Source organism: Streptomyces sp. NPDC052043 (assembly GCF_044548235.1).
Taxonomy (GTDB): domain Bacteria; phylum Actinomycetota; class Actinomycetes; order Streptomycetales; family Streptomycetaceae; genus Streptomyces.
This window is the reverse complement of sequence record NZ_JBIUBT010000003.1, coordinates 467,232-485,122: the sequence shown is the minus strand read 5'-3', so window position 1 is coordinate 485,122 and position 17,891 is coordinate 467,232. Positions and strand designations below refer to the sequence as shown.

The window sequence follows — 17,891 nt, the reverse complement described above, 5'->3', positions numbered from 1 at the left end:
GGTCACGGCCGCGGGACGGCGCGTACGGATGTCACGCCTTGCGCGCGAGGCCCCCGTGCTCGGCGACGGCCTCGACGGCGGGGGCCTCGGGGTCCGGACGCCAGTGCGGAACCGAGACGACCCCGGGCTCCACGAGCTCCAGCCCCTCGAAGAACGCCGTCAACTGGTCGACGGTGCGCAGGGTGTAGGGAACGGCACCGCTCTTGTTGTACGCCTCCTGGGCCGCTTCGAAGTCCGGGTCGGTGCCCAGGGAGCCGTCGTTGATGGAGAGGTAGCTGCCGGACGGCAGCGCGTCCATCAGCCGGGAGACGATGGAGCGTGCCTGGTCGTAGTCGGCGATGTGACCGAGGATGTTGCTGAGGATGAGGGCGATGGGACGGTCGAAGTCCAGCGTGTCGGCGGCGGCCGCCAGGATGCGCTCCGGGTCCAGCACGTTGGCGTCGACGTAGGAGGTCGCCCCCTCCGGGGTGGAGTAGAGCAGGGCGCGGGCGTGGGCCAGCACCATCGGGTCGTTGTCGACGTAGACGATCCGGGACTCGGGGGCGATGCGCTGGGCGACCTCGTGGGTGTTGTCGGCCGTCGGCAGGCCGGTGCCGATGTCCAGGAACTGCCGGATGCCCGCCTCGGCGACCAGGTGGGTGATGTTGCGGCGCAGGAAGCCGCGGCTGCTGCGGGCGATGGTGACGATGCCGGGGAAGACGGCGGTGTAGGCGTCGCCGGCCTCCTCGTCGACGGCGTAGTTGTCCTTGCCACCCAGCCAGTAGTTCCAGATCCGAGCCGAGTGCGGCACCGTCGTGTCGATCTTCTGGTGCGCCGCCGGGTCGGGGCTCGTCGCGGGGTGGGTCATGGGTACCGTCCGTTCTCCGTCGCGCGGGATGTCCGACGCCAAACTACGTTCCGAAAGCCGTTCTGTGCACGCCAGTTCGCGTTTCCGCCGGTGGTTTTCCCGGAAGAGGCCGGCCTCGGCGCCGCACTCCCCTCCGTGGCCGCGCCCGGCACGCCGCTACCCGCTACGCCATCCCCCGGCGGCGCAGCAGCAGCCACAGTTCCGCGGTGACGTCCGGGTCGGTGAGATCCACGCCGAGCAGCGCCTGGCAGCGCGCGACACGGTGGCGGAGCGTGTTGCGGTGGACGCCGAGCGCGCGGGAGGCCGCCTCCCACTGGCCGTGGTGGCGCAGGTAGCCGACGAGGGCCTGGCGCAGCACCTCGGTCAGCCGGTCGCAGGCGGCGGCGAGCCGCGCCGCCGGATCCGCGCCGTAGGGTCCCGCGGGCGGGCGGGCGAGCAGCAGGGTCCCCGGGGCGAGGTCCGCCAGCGTCGCGGCGGCGACCGCGCGGACGGCCGCTGCCCGCTCGAGGGGGACCACCTCCGTCAGGACGGCCGCGGCGTCGGCGTCCGCCCGCCGTACTGCGTCCTCCAGGCGCGCGGTCGGGAGATGGTCCGCGGGGACCAGGAACCAGGCCGCCCGCTCGTCCGTCCGGACGCCGATCGCCTCCGGGCACCAGCGGCGCACAACTCCCGTGAGGATGTCGCTCGCCCGGCCCCGCACCACCAGCAGGCGCACGTGGTCCGGCGGGCTCGGTGCCCGCACGGCGCCCGCGAGCCTCCGTGCGGCGTCCGGGTGCCCGAAGTCGACCAGGAGCCCGACGCAGCGCTCCCCTTCGTCGGCCACGGACTCGGCGCGCGCGCCGCGGACCGCGTCCAGGCTCAGCAACGCCGACGCCGTCAGCACGGCCCTGCGCCGCGTGGGGTCCAGCGGTGCCGAGGTGCCGACCGCGAGGAAGCCGGCGGCGCGCTCGCGCCCGGCCAGCGGGAACACGAGCACCGCTCCCGACCCGGTGGCGAACGAGGCGGCGGAGTGCGCTCCGGCACCTTCCAGCCGGACGATCTCCGCCCGCACCCACTCGGCCTGCTCGGCGGCTCCGGCGGGGAAGGCCTGGTCGACCTCGCCCGCCGGGGTGCAGACCGCCGCCCAGGCGTCGAGGGACCGGGCGAGGGTGCGCAGGACCGCGGCGACCGGGTCGGCGGACGCGGCCGCGTCGACGAGCGCCCGCTGTGTCGCCAGGACGTCCTTGAGGTGCTGCTCGGCCGTGCGGGAGACGGCGGCCCAGTAGGCCTTGGTGATGCGCAGGAACGGCGTGGGCGGCGGGACGGTGAGCAGGCACAGCCCCAGCTTGCGGCAGGCCGCCAGGAGCGGCGCCGGGACCTCGGCGTGCACCGGGCCGAGGCCGAGGGCCAGCGCGGTCAGCTCCGCCTCCACCAGGCGGCCGACGTACCGTTCGCAGCCGAGCTTGTTCCGGGGAAGGGACAGGCCCGTCGTCAGCAGCAGCTCTCCCCCGTTCAGATAGCCGGTCGGGTCGAGCAGTTCGCTGATGTGCACGGCGGACACCTCCCGCGCCGGGGCGGCGAATCCCCCGGCCGGCGCGAGATCCGCACCGAGGACCCGGCACAGGGAGGCCACCGTCGGGGCCGTCACCTGCGCTCCTGCGCGGGAACCGTCACGAGCGCTCCTGTGCGATCCGTCCAATCCTGATCCTGCATGGTGCATTTTATCCAATGAGGGATCCGTGCCCGCTCCGTACGGTCGTGGCGTCCCGAGCGAACGGAGATTAGGTCATGCCCGTCGATCCGCCCGCGGCCCTGCCGCTCGACGGCCTGCTCGTCGCCGACTTCAGCCGCGTCCTGGCGGGCCCGCTGGCCTCGGTGACGCTGGCCGACCTGGGGGCCACCGTCATCAAGGTGGAGCGCCCGGGCTCCGGCGACGACACCCGCGCCTGGGGTCCGCCGTGGACCGACCACTCCAGCAGTTACTTCGAGTGCGCCAACCGCTCGAAGCGGTCCGTGACCCTCGACCTGTCCGACCCCGAGGACCTGCGGCTGGCCAGGACACTGGCCGGGCGGGCCGACGTCCTGGTGGAGAACTTCAAGGACGGCGCCCTGGCCGCCCGCGGGCTCGACTACGACTCCGTCCGCCGCACCAACCCGGGCGTCGTGTACTGCTCGGTGACCGGTTTCGGCCGGCACGGCGGCGCGGCCCTGGCGGGCTACGACTTCCTCGTCCAGGCGCTGGGCGGTCTGATGAGCATCACCGGCGACCCCGACGGCGACCCGCAGAAGGTCGGCGTGGCCCTGGTGGACGTACTGACCGCCAAGGACGCGACGATCGGCATCCTGGCGGCGCTGCGGGCCCGCGAGCACAGCGGGCGGGGTCAGCGGGTGGAGGTCAACCTCCTGTCCAGCCTGCTGGGTTCGCTGGCGAACCAGGCCTCGGCGTATCTGGCCACCGGTCGCGCCCCGGGCCGTATGGGGAACGCGCACCCGTCCATCGCCCCGTACGAGACGCTGCGCTGCGCGGACGGCCTGCTGGCCATGGCGTGCGGGAACGACGGGCAGTTCCGCCGGCTGGCCGAGGTGCTGGACGCGCCGGGCCTGGCCGACGACGAGCGCTTCGCGACCAATCCGGCCCGGGTGCGCCACCGCCGCGCACTCGTCGGGGCGCTCGAGGAGCGTCTCGCGCGCGACACGGTCGAGGTCTGGATCGGGCGGTTCACCGCGGTCGGCGTTCCGGCCGGAAAGGTCGGCACCGTCGCCGACGGCATCGCCCTGGCCGAGTCGCTCGGCCTCGAACCGACCGTCCACGTCGGCCCGTCGTCGCCCCCTCAGATCCGGCACCCCGTCACGTACTCGGCCACCCCGGTCACCGGCTACCGGCCGCCGCCCCGACTCGGCGAGCACAGCGACGACGTACGCCGCTGGCTCACCGCCCCACCCACCGATCCGGCACAGGAGAAGACCGCATGAACGCACCGGCCAAGCTGCCCCCGCTCGACCCCCGCGACCCCGCGGGCCTGCACGACCTGCTCACCCCGGAGGAGAAGGCGGTGGCCGCCTCGGTACGCCAGCTCTGCGGCCAGCGCGTCGACCCCTTCGTGGCGGACTGGTTCGAGCAGGGCACCATTCCCGACATCCGCGGCCTCGCCAAGGAACTCGGCGCGCTGGGCGTGCTCGGCATGCATCTGGAGGGCTACGGCTGCGCCGGCATGTCGGCCACCGAGTACGGCGTGGCCTGCCTCGAACTGGAGGCCTCCGACTCCGGCGTCCGCTCGCTGGTCTCCGTGCAGGGCTCGCTGGCGATGTTCGCCATCTGGAAGTGGGGCAGCGAGGAGCAGAAGCGGCAGTGGCTGCCGTCCATGGCCGCCGGTGAGGCGATCGGCTGCTTCGGCCTCACCGAGCCCGACGTCGGCTCCGACCCCGGCAGCATGCGCACCCGGGCGCGGCGCGACGGCGGCGACTGGATCCTCGACGGCCGCAAGATGTGGATCACCAACGGCAGCGTGGCCGACGTGGCCGTGGTCTGGGCCCGGACCGACGAGGAGGTGCGCGGCTTCGTGGTGCCCACCGACACGCCGGGGTTCTCGGCCCCGGAGATCAAGCACAAGCTGTCCCTGCGCGCCTCGGTCACCAGCGAGCTGGTCCTGGACGGGGTACGCCTTCCCGCGGACGCCGTGCTCCCCGAGGTCCGCGGCCTCAAGGGCCCGCTCAGCTGCCTCAACGAGGCCCGCTTCGGCATCGTGTGGGGAGCGATGGGCGCGGCCCGGTCGTCGCTGCACGCCGCGCAGTCCTACGCCGTGGAGCGGACCCAGTTCGGCAAGCCGATCGGGGCGTTCCAGCTGACCCAGCAGAAGCTGGCCGACATGTACCTCGAGTACACCAAGGGCGTGCTCCTGGCGCTCCACCTGGGGCGGCGCAAGGACGCCGGCACGCTGCGGCCCGAGCAGGTGAGCCTCGGCAAGCTCAACAACGTCCGCGAGGCACTGGACATCTGCCGCACCGCCCGCACGGTCCTCGGAGCGAACGGCATCTCCCTGGAATACCCCGTCATCCGGCACATGAACAACCTGGAGTCCGTGCTGACCTACGAGGGCACCGTCGAGATGCACACGCTCGTCGTCGGCCAGGCGGTCACCGGAGAGCCCTCGTTCCGGTGACCGCGGGGTCCCACGACCCGCCCCTCCATGACCAAAATTTGTCTGCTTTGCCCGTATAAGACGGGCCATAAGGAGAGAAAGGGACTTATCGCGGTGCGGTGAAAGTTGCCACGGCGGCAGCGGGAGGCTTATAAGAGGAGCACGACCGGAGTGATTCCGGAATTCGGGCGACTGCCCGCTACGGAGGATTCCCATGCTTCTGACTCCGTCCGATACGGAGAAATTGCTGCTGAGCGTTGCCGGAATGGTCGCCCGCGACCGGCGGGAGCGCGGCGTGCTCCTCAATTACCCGGAGGCCGTCGCGCTCCTGTCCTGCTGGGTGCTGGAGCGGGCCCGCGAGGGCGCCTCCGTCAGCGACCTGATGACCGGGGGACGAAACGTCCTCACCCGCACTGACGTGCTCGAAGGCATCCCCGAGATGCTGCACGACGTCCAGGTCGAGGCGACCTTCCCGGACGGGCGCAAGCTCGTCACGATCACCTCGCCGATCCCGTGATCCCCGGCGAGATCCGGACCGGTTCCGGCGTACTGCACATGAATGAGAACCGCGCTCGGCTTCAGGTGACCGTGCTGAATGAGGGCGACCGCCCCATTCAGATCGGATCGCATCTGCATTTCCCCGACGCGAATCCCTCACTTTCTTTTGACCGGTCCCTTACCGAAGGATTCCGGCTCGACATTCCGTCCGGCACGTCCCTGCGCTTCGAGCCGGGAGTCGGCGCCGAGGTCACCCTCGTCGAACTGGGCGGCCGCCGGGAGGTGCCCGGCATCGTCGTGCCCGGGACCCGGACCGCACGAACGGACGACATGTGACATGGCAGAACTGACCCGCGCGGCCTACGCGTCGCTCTACGGGCCCACCACCGGCGACCGCGTCCGCCTCGCCGACACCGACCTGTGGATCGAGGTCGAGGAGGACCGCTGCTTCGGCGGCGACGAGTCCGTGTTCGGCGGCGGCAAGTCCCTGCGCGAGTCCATGGGCCAGGCCACCACCTCACGCGCCGACGGCGCCCTCGACCTCGTCATCACCAATGCCGTCGTCCTCGACCACTGGGGCGTCGTCAAGGCGGACGTCGGGGTCCGGGCGGGCAGGATCGTGGCGCTCGGCCGCTCCGGCAACCCCGACATCAGCGACGGCGTCCACCCCGACCTGGTAATCGGGCCCGGCACCGACGTGGTCTCCGGCGAGGGCCGCATCCTCACCGCCGGCGCCGTCGACACCCACGTCCACTTCCTGATGCCCGAGACCCTGCACGAGGCCCTGGCCACCGGCACCACCACCGTCATCGGCGGCGGCACCGGCGCCACCGAGGGCTCCAAGGCCACCACGGTCACCCCCGGTCCGTGGAACCTCGCGATGATGCACCGCTCGCTGGACCGGATCCCGCTCAACGTCCTGCTGTTCGGCAAGGGTTCGACCGTCGGCGAGGACGGCCTGCGCGAGGCGGCGCTCGGCGGCGCGGGCGGCTACAAGGTCCACGAGGACTGGGGCGCGACCCCCGCCGCCATCGACGCCGCGCTGAAGGCCGCCGACGCCCACGGCCTCCAGGTCGCCCTGCACGCCGACAGCCTCAACGAGGCCGGCTATGTCGAAGGGACCCTCGACGCCATCGCCGGACGCGGTATCCACGTCTTCCACGCGGAGGGCGCGGGCGGCGGCCACGCCCCCGACATCATCACCGTCGCCTCCCACCCCCACATCCTTCCGGCGTCCACCAACCCGACGCTTCCGCACACCGTCAACACCGTCGCCGAGCACCTCGACATGCTGATGGTGTGCCACCACCTGAACCCGCGCGTGCCGGAGGACCTCGCCTTCGCGGAGTCCCGCATCCGGGCCACCACGATCGCCGCCGAGGACGTCCTGCACGACATCGGCGCCCTGTCCATCACCTCCTCCGACGCCCAGGCCATGGGGCGCATCGGTGAGGTCGTCTGCCGCACCTGGCAGGTCGCCCACACCATGAAGCAGCGCTTCGGGGACCGCGGCGGCGAACTGCCCGCCGACAACGAACGCGCCCGCCGGTACGTCGCCAAGTACACGATCTGCCCGGCCGTCGCCCACGGCATCGACCACGTGGTGGGATCCGTCGAACCGGGCAAGCTCGCCGACCTGGTGCTGTGGGACCCCGCCTTCTTCGGCATCCGCCCCGCCGCCGTACTCAAGGGCGGCATGGTGGTGTACGCGCCGCTCGGGGACGCCAATGCCGCGATCCCCACCACCCAGCCCGTCCTGCTCCGCCCCACCGCCGCGGCCGGCGCCGCGCCGCATCTGTCGGTCAGCTTCGTCGCCCCGGCGGCCCTGGAGGACGGACTCGCCGAACGCCTCGGCCTGGCACGGGAGTTGGTCGCCGTGCGGCCCACCCGCCACCTCACCAAGGCGGACCTGCCGAACAACACGGCGCTGCCGGACATCGACGTCGACCCGGAGACGTTCGCCATCCGGATCGACGGCGAGCTCGTCGAGCCCTCCCCCGCCACCGAACTGCCGCTCGCCCAGCGGTACACGATGTTCTGATGCCGGGCCTGGCACCCCTGCTGCTGGGCGACGGACGGCTCCCGGTCGGCGCGTACACCTACAGCGCCGGACTGGAGCCGGCCGTCGCGGCGGGCCTCACCCGCGACGACGTTCCCGCACTGCTGCGGGCCCGGCTGCGCACCGCGGCCGTCACCGAGGCGGCCTCGGCCGTCCTCGCCCTGCGGGCCGCCCGGGCGGACCCGGTGGACTACGCCCCCGTACAGCGGGCCCTCGCCGCCCGCACCCCCGCGGCACCGCTGCGGGAGGCGTCGGCGGCGCTCGGCCGCGGGGTGCACCGCCTCGCGCGGCGGCTGGCCCCGGACCACCCGGCGGTCACCGCCCTGTCCGCGCTCCGTCCCCGCCCGCTGCGGCCGGTCGCGCTCGGCGCCCTCGGAGCCGTCATGGCGGTCACCGAGGAGGAACTGGCGTACGGCGTGGTCTACGACGAACTCCAGACGATCACCTCGGCGGCCCTCAAGCTGCTGCCCGGCGACCCCCTCGACACGGTCGCCTGGATCCTCGCCGCCGGGCCGGACGCCACGGCCGCGGTGAGCGAGGCCCTCTCGGTACGGGACCCGGGCGGACTGCCCGCCCGTACCCCGCCGCTCACCGAACAGTGGGCGCTCGAACACGCACGACGAGAACGGAGACTCTTCCTTGCCTGACCAGCAGTCCGACCAGCAGTCCGACCAGCACTCCCACCGTCCGTCCGGCACCCCGCGCGCCCTCCGACTCGGGGTCGCGGGCCCCGTCGGCACCGGCAAGAGCTCGATCCTGGCCACCCTGTGCCGCGAGCTGGCCGGCGAACTCGCCATGGCCGTCGTCACCAACGACATCTACACCGACGAGGACGCCCGTTTCCTGCGCTCGGCCGGGGTGCTGCCGACGGAGCGCATCCGCGCGGTGGAGACGGGCGCCTGCCCGCACACCGCGATCCGCGACGACGTGAGCGCCAACCTCGACGCGGTGGAGGACCTGGAGGAGGCGTTCGGGCCGCTCGACCTGGTGCTCGTCGAGAGCGGCGGCGACAACCTCACCGCCACCTTCAGCCCGGCCCTGGCCGACGCCCAGCTGTTCTGCATCGACGTCGCGGGCGGCGGCGACGTCGCGCGCAAGGGCGGCCCCGGTATCACCGGCGCCGATCTGCTGATCGTCAACAAGACCGATCTGGCGCCGCACGTCGAGGTCGACGTGGACGCCATGGTCGCCGACGCCCGCAGCGCCCGCGACGGCCTGCCGGTCCTCGCGCTGTCCCGGAAGGACCCGGCCTCGATCGCCGAACTCGCCGACTGGGTACGCTCGTTGCTCGCACGTCACCGCGCCGGCACCCATGTGCCCACCGACCCGGGACCGATGGCACCGCACAGCCACAGCCACGACTCGTGACCGGGTGCACGGCGGCCGGCGGCGAGCCGTCCGACCCGACGGTCGTCGCCGTGGAGCGGCAGGCAACCGGCCGCCTGCTCGTCCGCGCATTGCGCCCCGGCGCCTTCCTCGCCCCCCGCCCCCTGCTGCCCGCCCCCGACCGGGTGCGGATCGCCCTGGTCGGCACGCGGGCCGGCCTGCTCGCGGGCGACGACCTGCGACTGCACGTCTCGGTCGGTCCCGGGGCCCGCCTGGAACTGGTCGAGCCGTCCGGCCTGGTCGCCTACGACCACCGCGGCGGCACCTCGCGGTGGCGGGCCCGGGTCGACATCGCGGAGGACGGCGAACTGGTCTGGGACGCCAAGCCGTTGGTGGTCAGCGACGGCGCCCGGGTGGAACGCTCGATGGACGTCGCGCTGGCGGCCGGGGCGCGGATGCTGTGGCGGGACACCCTGGTCCTGGGGCGTTCCGGCGAGCGGGGCGGCAGCCTGCGGGCGACCACCCGGGCCACCCTCGACGGTCACGACCTGCTGGTCGAGGACCTGGACCTGACGGAGCCGGACCTGCGCGAACTCCCGGGCATCCTGGGCCCCCACCGCGTCATCGGCTCGGTCACCCGCCTCGGCTCCCGTCCCCCGGAACCGCACCACCCGTACCGCATGGAGCTGGCGGGGCCGGGGGCGCAGGTGCGGCTGCTGGACACGGTGGCGCCGGCGATCGAGGCGGAGCTGGCGGCCGTCTGGGAGAGCTGGCGCGAGCCCTGACACCGGCCGGCGGCCGGCGCCCTCCTGACCGGCACGTGGGGACCGGGGTACCGTCCAGCGAGACGAACACGCACGGCCGAGGCCCGGCCCTCCGGGCGAGGGGAGCACGCATGAGCGAGTCCACCCACCAGGCACCCGCCGACCCCGGCGACCTCACCGACCCCGGCGACGGCGGCCGCACCGATCCACTCGTCCAGCTGTCCCTGGAGCAGTTGCGGCAGCGCTCCAGCCTGAAGTGGCGCACACACTCCGAGGACGTGCTGCCGCTGTGGGTGGCGGAGATGGACGTCCCCCTGGCACCCGCCGTCGCGGACGCGCTGCACCGGGCCGTCGCGCTGGGAGACACCGGATACCCCCACGGCACCGCCTACGCCGAGGCCCTCGCCGCCTTCGCCGCCGCGCGCTGGGGGTGGGACGGCCTGCGCGTGGAGAACACGGCGCTCGTACCGGACGTGATGCTGGGCGTCGTCGAGGTCCTCCGCCTCGTCACGGGACCCGGCGACGCGGTCGTCGTCTGCTCCCCCGTCTACCCCCCGTTCTACGCGTTCGTCGCGCACGACGGCCGGGAGGTCGTCGAGGCCCGCCTCGGCCCCGACCTGCGGATCGACCTCGCCGGCCTCGAGGACGCCTTCGTACGCGCACGGCGCCACGGCCGCCGCGCGGCGTTCCTGATGAGCAACCCGCACAACCCGACCGGTGTCGTCCACACCCGCGCGGAACTCGAGGCGGTCGCCGGGCTCGCCCGCAGACACGGTGTCCGGGTGGTCTCCGACGAGATCCACGCCCCACTGGTGCTGCCGGGCGCCGTCTTCACGCCCTTCCTCAGCGTTCCCGGCGCGGAGAACGGGTTCGCCCTGACCTCCGCGTCGAAGGCGTGGAACCTGGCCGGTCTCAAGGCCGCCGTCGCCGTCGCCGGCACCGAGGCCGCGGACGACCTGCGCCGGATGCCCGAGGAGGTCGGCCACGGCCCCAGCCATCTGGGCATCCTCGCCCACACGGCGGCGTTCCGCGACGCGGCCGACTGGCTCGACGAGCTGCTGCTCGGGCTCGACGCCAACCGGAGCCTGCTGGGCGAACTGGTGAAGGAGCACCTCCCGGACGTGGGGTACGTCCCGCCGCAGGGCACCTACCTCGCCTGGCTGGACTGCACCGGCCTCGGGCTGCACGACGACCGTCCCACCGAGGGACCCGGCGTGGTGAGCGACCTCGCCGGACCGGCGCGGCTGTTCCTGGACGAGGCCCGCGTCGCCCTCAGCTCCGGACATGTCTTCGGCAGCGGCGGCGCGGGCTGCGTACGCCTCAACTTCGCGACCTCACCGGCGATCCTGCGTGAGGCGCTCACGCGCATGGGCCGCGCGCTGGCCGACCACGAGCGAGCGCCCCGGCCCTGACCCGGCCCGGGACGGTCCCCCGCGCGGACGCGTCGAGCCGGCCGGCCGCGCGGCCCTCGACCCGTCCGGACGTGCGGTCCCCGACCTGTCCGGGCGTCAGGGCCCGGAGCGCGTACCGGTCGGCTTCGCGTCCGCGCCGGGGCTGTGCTCCGGGACGCGGCGCCCGTCCGGGCGGGCGCGGTCCATCTCCCGCCATTCCGGCCTCAGTCCGGTCAGATTCGTGGTGAGGAAGTACACGGACCCGCCGACGAGCAGGACCGGTACGAGTCCGGCGGAGGCCACCGCCGCCCCGGCGATCAGTCCGCCGAGGGGGATGCCGGCGTATCCCAGGGAGTTGCTGAGCGCGTTGACCCGGCCCAGTATCCGGCGCGGGATCCGTTCGAACTGGACGGCTCCCAGCACCGGGTTGACGAAGCCCGCGCCGAATCCACTGAGGGCGAACACGGCCAGCACCGCCCCCACCGGCGCGTCGAAGGCGAGGACCAGGAACCTCGGCGCGCCCGCCAGCAGGAACCCGGTGAAGAACACCAGCCGGCGCCGCAGCCGCTGCGCGGCCACCGAGGCGATCAGGCTCCCGCAGACGGCCGCGCCCCCCATGACGCTGCCCACCAGGCCGATCACCCCCGGCCCGTGGCCCGACTCCTTCGCCCAGACGGGTATGAGCACCGAGTTGAAGCCGGCGTCCAGCAGATTGGTGATCCCGACCATGACGATGACGCTCAGCAGCAGCAACTCGCCGCGCAGGAAGGTGAAACCCTCCCCGAACCGCCGCCAGTAGCCCGGCTCGGCCGCCTCGGTCGCCTCGGTCGCCCCGATCGCCCCGGTCGCCTGCGCCGGCTGCTCCTCGGCGGCGCGTCCCATGCCGCCCGGCAGCGACAGCCCGATGATCACCGATCCGAGAGCGAAGCAGCCCGCGTTGACGACGAGTCCCGTGAGGGGACCGAGCAGCCCCACGAGCGCGCCGCCGGCCGCCATGCCCAGGGTGGAGGCGAGCCGTTCGACCACACCGGACAGGCCGGTGGCCCGCTCCAGCGGCACCCGGCCGCGGTCGGCCGCCTCCGGGACCATCACCGTCTTGGCCAGGTCGCCGGGGCCCCGGGCCGCGCCGATCAGCGCGACCAGGGCCAGCAGGAGCGGGAAGGAGAGCGCGTCCAGGGCGTGGAGCAGGGGAACCGCGGCGGCCGCGGCCGCGCTCGCCAGATCGGTGGTCCAGGACACGGTGCGCGGACCGATCCGGTCCACCAGCGGTCCGGTGAACACCTTGACCACCACGTAGGGGGTCATCTCGCAGAAGGCGGCGAGTCCGGTCTGGGTGGCGCTGCCCGTCGTGACGAGCACGAACCAGGGCAGTGCCACGGCGGAGACCCGGGTGCCGGTGAGCGAGACGGCCATCGCCGCCAGCACCCCGGCGAGCGGCCGCAGGGACCGCTTGCCGGGTATGCCGTCGCCGTCCGCGGCGCTGCCGCTCATGACGTCTGCTCGCCTTCCGCCGTCCGGGGGCCGGAAGCGGGCTCGGACGACGCGGCGGGCACGTCCGGTTCGGGCAGCAGATACCTGATCACGGCGACCCGTGCGGCTCCCTCGGGGGCGTCTGCCGCCTCCTCCGGCGCGTCTCGCCGGTAGCGCATGATGACGTCTGTCAACTCCCGCTGCAGGGAGGCGGTTTCCTCCGGGGTGAGGCGCAGGGCCCAGTCGCTCATGTCGAAACTGTCCCGCCACTGACGGGGCATCGCCGGAAGCTCGTTCAGCGTCTGCTGGGTACGGAGGGTGTAGATGGCCGCGATGGACTGACGGTACGCCAGTGCGGCCTCGGGCTCGCGCTCGGCCAGGTCCGGGTCGCTGAACCATGTCGTCCGGTGCACCGAACGCCACCAGCGCTCGCGCGCGTTGCCGCGTCCGGTGTCCTCCTCGACGAAGCCGGCCGCGCCGAGCTGGCGCAGATGGTAGCTGGCCGTCCCGGAGTTGACGCCAAGACGCTCCGCCAGCCGGGTGGCGGTCGACGGGCCGTACTTGCGCAGCAGCCCGACCACCTGCACCCGCACCGGATGCGCCAGGGCCCGCAGCCCCTTGGCGTCCAGTACCACCTCGTCCGCTTCGACGCGCGACCTCTCCGGGCCCGTTCCTGTTCCGGTCATGCCACGCACAGTAGACCACAAAGAGTTCTTCGCAAAGAGTTCTTCGCGAAGAACTCTTTGCGGTTTTCCGTCGCCGGGATCTCAGTGCGTGGCGTGGCCGCCCAGGAGGCCGGTCACCTGTGAGCGGACGACTTCCCACGCGGCGGCGGGCAGTTCGCCGAGGGCCGTCCCGCGCAGCCCGCTCAGGGTCTCCGCCACGCCCGGGGCGCGCAGGACACTTCCGCCCAGCACGTCGTAGCCGTCGCGGACGGCGACCCGCAGACGGTCGCCGTGGTCGTCGGCATGCAGGGCCGAGGCGACCACGAGGGGCGGCGGTCCGCCCGGCTCGCCGGGGAGTTTGCGGTAGGCGCAGGCGATCGGCTCGCGCCAGCGGAGGCTGAGCAGGACGGGCCGCTTGGCCACGACCTCGGACAGGTCCGCCTCACGGACGCCTTCCGGCTCCAGCACCGTCGCCCGGGCGTCCAGGACGAGTGCGGCGGGCAGCAGGCAGCGCAGCGTGCTGCCGACGAGGTTGCCGCCGACCGTCGCCGTCCGCCGCACGGCCCCGGTGCCCACCGTGGCGGCCGCCAGGCGCAGCACGTCGGGCACCCGGTCGTCGATGCGGTGCAGGACCACGGCGCCGCCGAGGGTCCGCCGCCCCACGACGTTGGCCTCCGGCAATTCGCGCAGGGACATGGCCAGTTCGGGGAACCCGTCGCGCTGCCAGGTGGCCCAGACGAGGGTCGCGCCGCCGATCGGCACGGCCCCCTCAGCCAGACACTCCCGCGCTTCGGACACGGACGTGGGCAGACGTAGCAGCACAGGGACCGACCTGCCTTCCTCAGACGTCGGACGAGGGCGGTGGGCAGTGCCGCGCTCCCCTGCCCGTCGGCAGGCAGTCTTCCCGCCCGGGCGGGGGCGCGCACAGGGCTCACACGGGCACGGTGTGCGCCGGCGGCCGCGCGCGAACTCGATGGCCGCACGCTGTGCGCTTACGATGGGCACATCGGCTCGCAGGGCTTGAACGAGGGCCTTGAACCGTGGACAAGGACTCCTTTCCCGGGGCCCAGGCGTTCAGTGGCACGGCGCTCGTCGGCCGGGCACCCTGCGGGACCGGCATGCGCGACTCCGCATGCGTCTCTCCGCATCGCCAAGGAGCATTGCCATGGCTGCTCAGCCCGAGTCAATCGTCCTGGAGCGCCCGGCGCAGGAACTCGCCGACGCGACCTCGAAGCACCCCTTCCTGTACGAGATGGAACCCTCCCAGGCACGCAGGGTCCTTGACGACCTTCAGGCCGCGCCGGTCGACAAACCGCCGGTCGACGAGGAGTGGATCACCGTACCGGCCGCCGTGGGCGACGTACGCGTGCGCATCGTCAGGCCGCAGGGCGCCACCGGAGCACTGCCCGTCGTGGTGTACATGCACGGCGGCGGCTGGGTGCTGGGCAACGCCGGCACCCACGACCGGCTGGTGCGGGAGCTGGCGGTCGGCGCCCGTGCCGCCGTGGCCTTCGTCGAGTACACGCCCTCGCCGGAGGCACGCTATCCCGTGGCCATCGAACAGGGGTACGCCACCGCGCAGTGGATCACGCGCGAAGGAGCGTCCATAGGGCTGGACGCCCGGCGCATGGCGGTGGCCGGAGAGTCGGTCGGCGGGAACATGGCCACGGCGCTCGCCCTCATGGCCAAGGAGCGCGGCGACGTCAGGTTCGTGCACCAGTCGATGTACTACCCGGTCACGGACGCGGCGATGGACACCGACTCCTACGACCAGTTCGCCAGCGGCTACTACCTCAGCCGAAAGCTGATGGAGTGGTTCTGGGACGCCTACACCACCGACCCGCGGCAGCGCGCGGAGATCACCGCGTCCCCCAACCGGGCCACCCCCGAGCAACTCGCCGACCTGCCCCCCGCCCTGCTGGTCGTGGACGAGGCCGACGTGCTGCGCGACGAGGGCGAGGCCTACGCCGCCAAGCTCCGCGCGGCCGGCGTCCCGGTCACCACGGTGCGCTACGACGGCACGGTGCACGACTTCATGATGCTCAACTCGCTCAGCCGGTCCAAGGCCGCCCGGGCGGCCACCGACCAGGCCGTCCAGTTCCTGCGCGACGCCCTCGGAACGGCTGACACCGCCGGAACGGGCTGATCAGGTCACTGACTCCTCACCCGGACCGGCCGGCCCGGGTGAGGAGCAGGGCCACGTCGTCGGGTTCGTCCGGGCTGCGCAGGGCGTCGAGGAGATGGTCGCAGGTCTCCTCCAGGGGCCCCGGCGGTCTCGCGAGCAGCCCCAGCAGGGTGGCCAGTTGCTCGTCGAGTGAGCGCCTGCGGGTCTCGACCAGGCCGTCGGTGTAGAGCAGCAGCCCGTCCCCGGGCCCGATCCGCAGCCGGGTGGTCTCGAAGGGGACGCTTCCCACGCCGAGGGGTGCTCCGGTCGGGAGGTCGAGCAACCGCGGGGCACCCCCGGCGGGGATGAGCACCGGCGGCAGATGGCCGGCCGTGGCGACGTGGCAGCAGGCACGGCGCGGGTCGTACACGGCGTACGTGCAGGTGGCGAACCGTTGCTCCAGCTCACCGGTGATGCGGTCGAGGTGCCACAGGACCGCGGCCGGGTCGAGGTCGAGCGCGGCCAGGGTGCGGGTCGCCGTACGCAGCTGGCCCATGGTCGCCGCGGCGCCGCTGCCGCTGCCCATGACGTCGCCGATGACCAGGGCGGTCCGGTCGTCGGACAGCGCGATCGCGTCGTACCAGTCGCCGCCGATCCCGCAGATGGTCGAGGCGGGCTGGTAGCGGCAGGCGATGTCCAGGCCCGGCCGCTTCGCCGGTTTCCGGGGCAGGAGGCTGCGCTGGAAGTTCTCGGCGGCCCGGCGCTGGTTCTGGTACCAGCGGGCGTGGTCGATGCTGACGGCCGCGCGGGAGGCCAGGTCGAGGGCCAGGGTGGCGTCGTCCTCGCCGAACGGCACCGGACTGCGGTGGCCCCGGGCGAGGCCCAGCGCCCCCAGGAGGCGGCCGTGGGCGACGAGCGGGACGGCCAGGCAGGAATGGGCCCCGACCTCGGCGAGGGCGTCGGCGGCGTGAGGCGGGGCGAGGTGGGTGAGGTCCCCGTCGGCGACGCGGGAGGCGAAGACCGGGCGGCCGGTGGTGACGCAGCGGGTGCTCATGTGATGCGGCGCGAACCGGGCGACGTACCCGGCGGGGAGGGAGGCGGCCAGGGTCGGCTGGGCGACGACGGCCAGGGTGCGCATGGCCAGCGGGCCGTCGGGCACCCAGTCGCGGTCGCCGCCCTTGAGCGCCGCGTCCAGGAGATCGACCACGGCGAGGTCCGCGAGCTCCGGCACGCAGACGCGGGCGAGTTCGTCGGCGGTGGTGGTCGGATCGAGGGTCGTCCCGATGCGCGCCGAGGCGTCGGCGATCAGGGCGAGGCGCTGCCGCGCGGCGGCGGCCTCGGCGGAGGCGCGGTGCTGCGGGGTGACGTCGATGAGTTCGGTCGCGACGCCGAGCGCCCGTCCGGCCCTGTCCTCCAGGCGGTAGTACGAGACCGACCACGCGTGCTCGCGGCCGGGGTCGGAGGGGGTGGGGGCGAGGATGCGCTGGTTCAGCAGCGGGTCGCCGCTGTCCAGTACGCGGCGCATCGCGGTCTCGACCCAGACGGCATCCATGAAGTCCAGCACCTCACGGACGGTCCGCCCGACATGCTGCTCGGCGGACCGGCCGTTCATGCGCTCCAGCGTGGGGTTGACCACGAGATACCGCAGGTCGGTGTCCACGATGCCCAGCCCGATCGGGGACTGCGAGACCAGCCGGGCGGAGAGCGCGAGGTCGCGTTCCATACTCCGCAGGACGGCCTGGTCGGCGGCGATGCCCAGCGCGTAGTAGACCCCGTGCTCCCCCTCCAGCCGCATGTTGCGGAACTCGACCAGGCGGGAGCTGCCGTCCTTGTGGCGGACGGGGAAGGCGCCGGCCCACCCCGTGCCCTCCGTCATCACCCGGGTGAACAGCGCGGTGACGAGGCCCCGGTGCCGTTCGTCGACCATCAGCCGCGCCGCGTACCGGCCCAGGGCCTCCTGGGCGCTGTAGCCGAACACCTGCTGGGCCTGCGGGCTCCAGAAGACCACGCGCCCCCGCGCGTCCAGCACCACCGCCGACACGCTCAGCGAGTCCAGCAGGCCACCGGACGCGGCCGCGGACTCGTCTCCGCCGCCTCCCGTGAAGGCTTCGGCAGGCTCCACCGTCGACGCCTCCTCTCGCCTCGCCGCGGCCGAGACCGCTGCTTCCACCATGGTCTCGCGCCCGGGCCCGGTCGGCAGGTCCGCGGCACCCGCCCCGGCCGACGACGGTGAACCACCCGGCGGACCGCCTCAGTCGGCTCCGGCCCGTCTCAGCCCGCCATCCGCATGGTGGACATCATCCGCCGCGACCGGGAGAGCCCCCTAGGCTGGGCCGTGCAGCTGGTTCGCCCCGTCCGCCAGAGGGGGCGTCGCAAGAGGGAACCCGGTGGGAATCCGGGACTGCCCCGCAGCGGTGAGCGGGAACGACCGCCGTCATACGCACTGGGTCCGAGGAGGGCCTGGGAAGCGACGGCCAGTAGGTGTCTCGTACGACGAAGACGTGCCCGCGAGTCCGAAGACCTGCCATCTGCCCGCGTGCGAACCACTCGTGCGCGGACATCCCGGTGACCTCGAGGGCGGGTCGGCGCAGGTACCGCACGGACGGCCGCAGGCCGGAGCCGTCCGGTCCGTCACCCCTTCGCGTCCTC

General features: G+C 73.4%; 16 protein-coding genes and 1 riboswitch. Of the genes, 10 read left to right on the top strand and 6 right to left on the bottom strand.

Annotated features, from left to right (window positions below):
- Positions 1 to 31: 31 nt before the first annotated feature.
- Together ACIHCX_RS10060 and ACIHCX_RS10055 are read right to left on the bottom strand one after the other, a co-directional pair.
- On the bottom strand, positions 32 to 847 hold the full coding sequence (locus ACIHCX_RS10060; protein WP_400028400.1) for an SAM-dependent methyltransferase: 816 nt from the start codon (positions 845 to 847) through the stop codon (positions 32 to 34).
- Positions 848 to 1,010: 163 nt separating this feature from the next.
- Positions 1,011 to 2,474, bottom strand: coding sequence for a PucR family transcriptional regulator (locus ACIHCX_RS10055; protein WP_400028398.1), 1,464 nt, complete (start codon positions 2,472 to 2,474; stop codon positions 1,011 to 1,013).
- A gap of 140 nt (positions 2,475 to 2,614) precedes the next feature.
- On the opposite strand from ACIHCX_RS10055, the gene ACIHCX_RS10050 reads away from it, so the two are divergent.
- From ACIHCX_RS10050 to ACIHCX_RS10010, 9 genes are all read left to right on the top strand, one after another.
- Positions 2,615 to 3,799: a CaiB/BaiF CoA transferase family protein gene (locus tag ACIHCX_RS10050; RefSeq protein WP_400028396.1), complete on the top strand. Its 1,185-nt coding sequence runs from the start codon at positions 2,615 to 2,617 to the stop codon at positions 3,797 to 3,799.
- Positions 3,796 to 4,986: an acyl-CoA dehydrogenase family protein gene (locus ACIHCX_RS10045; RefSeq protein ID WP_400028394.1), complete on the top strand. Its 1,191-nt coding sequence runs from the start codon at positions 3,796 to 3,798 to the stop codon at positions 4,984 to 4,986. Before ACIHCX_RS10050 ends, ACIHCX_RS10045 begins: the two co-directional genes overlap by 4 nt.
- A 193-nt stretch (positions 4,987 to 5,179) precedes the next feature.
- The gene (locus tag ACIHCX_RS10040; protein ID WP_400028392.1) at positions 5,180 to 5,482 is read left to right on the top strand and encodes an urease subunit gamma; all 303 of its coding nucleotides are present in this window, start codon (positions 5,180 to 5,182) and stop codon (positions 5,480 to 5,482) included.
- On the top strand, positions 5,479 to 5,799 hold the full coding sequence (gene ureB, locus ACIHCX_RS10035; protein WP_400028390.1) for an urease subunit beta: 321 nt from the start codon (positions 5,479 to 5,481) through the stop codon (positions 5,797 to 5,799). The genes ACIHCX_RS10040 and ureB overlap by 4 nt, the downstream gene beginning before the upstream one ends.
- Before the next feature lies 1 nt (position 5,800).
- Entirely contained in the window at positions 5,801 to 7,504 is a 1,704-nt protein-coding gene (locus tag ACIHCX_RS10030; protein ID WP_400028388.1) for an urease subunit alpha, read from the top strand.
- Positions 7,504 to 8,169 carry an urease accessory protein UreF gene (locus ACIHCX_RS10025; RefSeq protein WP_400028386.1) on the top strand — a complete coding sequence of 222 codons (666 nt, stop codon included), beginning with the start codon at positions 7,504 to 7,506 and terminating at the stop codon, positions 8,167 to 8,169. Before ACIHCX_RS10030 ends, ACIHCX_RS10025 begins: the two co-directional genes overlap by 1 nt.
- A complete protein-coding gene (gene ureG, locus ACIHCX_RS10020; RefSeq protein ID WP_400028384.1) occupies positions 8,162 to 8,890 on the top strand; it encodes an urease accessory protein UreG in 729 nt (242 codons plus the stop codon). The genes ACIHCX_RS10025 and ureG overlap by 8 nt, the downstream gene beginning before the upstream one ends.
- Positions 8,887 to 9,633: an urease accessory protein UreD gene (locus ACIHCX_RS10015; protein WP_400028382.1), complete on the top strand. Its 747-nt coding sequence runs from the start codon at positions 8,887 to 8,889 to the stop codon at positions 9,631 to 9,633. Before ureG ends, ACIHCX_RS10015 begins: the two co-directional genes overlap by 4 nt.
- A gap of 110 nt (positions 9,634 to 9,743) precedes the next feature.
- Entirely contained in the window at positions 9,744 to 11,024 is a 1,281-nt protein-coding gene (locus tag ACIHCX_RS10010; RefSeq protein WP_400028380.1) for a MalY/PatB family protein, read from the top strand.
- Between the two features lie 96 nt (positions 11,025 to 11,120).
- On the opposite strand, the gene ACIHCX_RS10005 is transcribed toward ACIHCX_RS10010, so the two are convergent.
- From ACIHCX_RS10005 to ACIHCX_RS09995, 3 genes are all read right to left on the bottom strand, one after another.
- Positions 11,121 to 12,494 (bottom strand): MFS transporter, encoded by a 1,374-nt coding sequence (locus tag ACIHCX_RS10005; RefSeq protein WP_400028379.1) that lies wholly within the window; start codon positions 12,492 to 12,494, stop codon positions 11,121 to 11,123.
- Positions 12,491 to 13,159 (bottom strand): ArsR/SmtB family transcription factor, encoded by a 669-nt coding sequence (locus tag ACIHCX_RS10000; RefSeq protein ID WP_400028377.1) that lies wholly within the window; start codon positions 13,157 to 13,159, stop codon positions 12,491 to 12,493. Before ACIHCX_RS10000 ends, ACIHCX_RS10005 begins: the two co-directional genes overlap by 4 nt.
- 81 nt (positions 13,160 to 13,240) lie before the next feature.
- Positions 13,241 to 13,960, bottom strand: coding sequence for an FAD binding domain-containing protein (locus ACIHCX_RS09995; RefSeq protein ID WP_400028375.1), 720 nt, complete (start codon positions 13,958 to 13,960; stop codon positions 13,241 to 13,243).
- 343 nt (positions 13,961 to 14,303) lie between these two features.
- On the opposite strand from ACIHCX_RS09995, the gene ACIHCX_RS09990 reads away from it, so the two are divergent.
- Positions 14,304 to 15,284: an alpha/beta hydrolase gene (locus ACIHCX_RS09990; protein WP_400028372.1), complete on the top strand. Its 981-nt coding sequence runs from the start codon at positions 14,304 to 14,306 to the stop codon at positions 15,282 to 15,284.
- Positions 15,285 to 15,300: 16 nt separating this feature from the next.
- On the opposite strand, the gene ACIHCX_RS09985 is transcribed toward ACIHCX_RS09990, so the two are convergent.
- Positions 15,301 to 17,364, bottom strand: coding sequence for a SpoIIE family protein phosphatase (locus ACIHCX_RS09985; protein WP_400028370.1), 2,064 nt, complete (start codon positions 17,362 to 17,364; stop codon positions 15,301 to 15,303).
- A gap of 203 nt (positions 17,365 to 17,567) precedes the next feature.
- Positions 17,568 to 17,786, top strand: a riboswitch (cobalamin riboswitch).
- The last annotated feature ends 105 nt before the right edge of the window (positions 17,787 to 17,891 follow it).